General features: G+C 48.0%; 2 protein-coding genes. Both read right to left on the bottom strand.

The window, feature by feature from the left end:
* Positions 1 to 2,340 (bottom strand): leucine-rich repeat protein (locus ACKI3C_RS02855; protein ID WP_407401847.1); only part of this gene is annotated, 2,340 nt, incomplete at its 3' end.
* Between the two features lie 169 nt (positions 2,341 to 2,509).
* The coding region (locus tag ACKI3C_RS02860) for a dockerin type I domain-containing protein (RefSeq protein WP_407401849.1) at positions 2,510 to 2,676 on the bottom strand (167 nt) is incomplete at its 5' end.

Consider the following 2,676-nt stretch of genomic DNA (forward strand, 5'->3'; position numbering starts at 1 on the left):
GGCGTTGATGTCGCTCACATCTACGATGCCGTTGCCATCCACGTCGGCACGGCCGTTGTATTTGCTTGCCGATTCTTTGCCCAGAACGATGTTGATGAGAAGGTTGGCATCGCTGATGTCAACAGTTCCGTTGCCGTCCACGTCACCCTTGACGCCGCTGTCGCCCTCAATGCTCTCTATCTTGAAGAAATTTTTCCAGAAGCTTGCACCCTTGTACTGTGCGAGGCTGCTTTCATGCACCTTGAGAGTGGCTTGGCTGTAAAGGTTGTCGAAGGTGTGATACTGAACTACGGGAGGCGTTGTGGGCTCGGCAATGATTGTAGTGAGGTTGGTGCAACCAGCAAACGCATTGTCGCCAATCGCCTTCACCGTTGCGGGAATCTTGATTTCGCTCATCGCCGACAGTCCGTTGAAAGCATAAGCGCCTATTTCCTCAAGGTTTGTCATCTTGGCAAGCCCCGGGTCAACCATCTTGATTGCACCCTCAAAGCAGTGCCCGCCTATCTTGATCATCTTGTAACGCTTGTTGATGCCATAGAACTGGTTGAGCTCGCTGGGGCTTCCCATGAATGCCGCCATGTTGCCCATGTTGGAATAGTTGACATACATGGCAGTGCCAGCATATTCCACGCCATCCTCGGTGAAGGGGGTGTTGCTCAAAACAGTGATGCGATAGGCACTTGACTTAACATTGCTGAGTGATGAACCGTAAGTGAAGTCGCAGGCTCCGCTTTTAATCGCCTTGAAGCGGCTGTCAAATTCGCTGGTTTCTCTCCACTCGTCTAGGGATTCGGACGGAACATACAGCGTACAGGTAGAGGGAACGCCCGTCAGGTTGAGTAGCCTAACCATATTAGGATTAGCATTGTTGAAGTATAATGAGCTGAGGCTGGTCATCCCCTCGAATGCCCATGTGCTAATGGTTTTAATCCTGGGGACAAAGATTGTTGTAACCTTTGTGCCTTTAAATGCATACGCTCCAAGATGTTCAAATCCGTAGGGCAGCACAACATCGGATGCAAGACCCGAATTCTCAAACGCATGCTCCTCTATATTTTTAATGTTCTTATTGAAGGCAAACGAGGTGAGAGCTGTGCAGTTACGAAATGCAAATGAATTAATGCATGAAACATTGGGCAGAGATATCGTCTTGAGGTCCTTGCAGGCATTAAAGGCTGAACTTTCAACGGTATCGACATTCTCGCAACCGGTAACTTTCTCGAGTTCAACGGTACCGTCCGTCCAATGCGAATTAAATGTTTCTGCACCGATTGTTGTAACAGCATACTTCTTACCATTGTTGGCAGTAAGGTAAGCGGGAATGTGACGCTCGCCGATGTGTATATCATGCCGTCCTTTGACGGTACATGCGCGGCCATCATACTGAACGCCGTTGATAGTGACTCTCGCGGTGCTTGTGATGTTATAATCAATGTTGCCTTCGCTCATGTCATAAGCGAGTTCATTTCCAATATTGTAGATACTAAAGCCAGGCCACTGTTCCTCATACTTAGTCTTCAATTCCGGACGGACATAGAGTCGGACACTCTTGCGCTGTGAAGCAGAGATGAAAGCATCAGGATCGGGGAAAGGAATGCTAAATGTGTTGAGGTAAATTTCGTTGAGGTTGTTGCACTGCTTTAGCACCTGGCCTTCGACACGGAAACTTTTAACTGTACTCGGGATTGTAATGGTCTTGCACTTGGCATTATTGAATGCATTTTCAAAGATTCGGCTAACGCCATAAGGAAGCTCTAAATTCACGATTGACGAATAAGCGAATGCGTATTCACTAATCGACTTGAGCTCAGGGGGAAAATTTGCCGTTTTCTTGCCTGCAGGCATTACGATGAGATAAGTGCGGTCATCGCTATACAATGCACCGTCATAGACCGAATAACCAGTGTTGCCTGCCGTCAATGTGATAGTCTCGAGTTTCTCGCACCCCAAGAGATAACCATACTGGAACGAATCCAGCGAGGGCAACTCAATCGTAGTGATGCTTGTTCCGGCAAAAGCCTCATAGCCAAGAAAGCTCACCATTCCGCCGAGGAGAATGGTAGTGAGATTGGAGCGGCCCTTGTAGGCACCAGCACCTACACCAGTAACATAGTAAAGATAACCGTCAGGTCCCAAAACACTATACGAGATTTTGCTGGTTGCCGAAACGGTGTTGTTGTAACTGTAAACATACACCTCGCCGGTGACTGAAGATGTGGCAGCCTTTTTAACATAATAGGTATAGTCGCCATTAGAGCTGTTGAACTTGTCGCCCACATTGAGTGCCCATGACGACAGCGCCACGGCAATCATGGAAATAAATGTCAGTATTTTTTTCATAATGGTTATAAGCCTCTCCCCCAACCCCTCTCCTGCTGAGAGGGGCGTTTTTATTATGGAAGTATCAGTAAGAGACTGATAGTTGAGGCATTTTGTTAAGTTATTATTTTTTTCAAAAAGCTACCCCAGTTCTCCCCTCTCTGAAGGAGAGGGGTCGGGGGAGAGGCTTTTATTTGCCCAGGATGATGTTTAGGCCGGCGTTGATGTCGCTCACATCTACGATGCCGTTGCCATCCACGTCGGCACGGCCGTTGTATTTGCTTGCCGATTCTTTGCCCAGAACGATGTTGATGAGAAGGTTGGCATCGCTGATGTCAACAGTTCCGTTGCCGTCCA

The organism is Sodaliphilus sp. (genome assembly GCF_045598405.1).
In the GTDB taxonomy this organism is placed as follows: Bacteria; Bacteroidota; Bacteroidia; order Bacteroidales; family Muribaculaceae; genus Sodaliphilus; species Sodaliphilus limicaballi.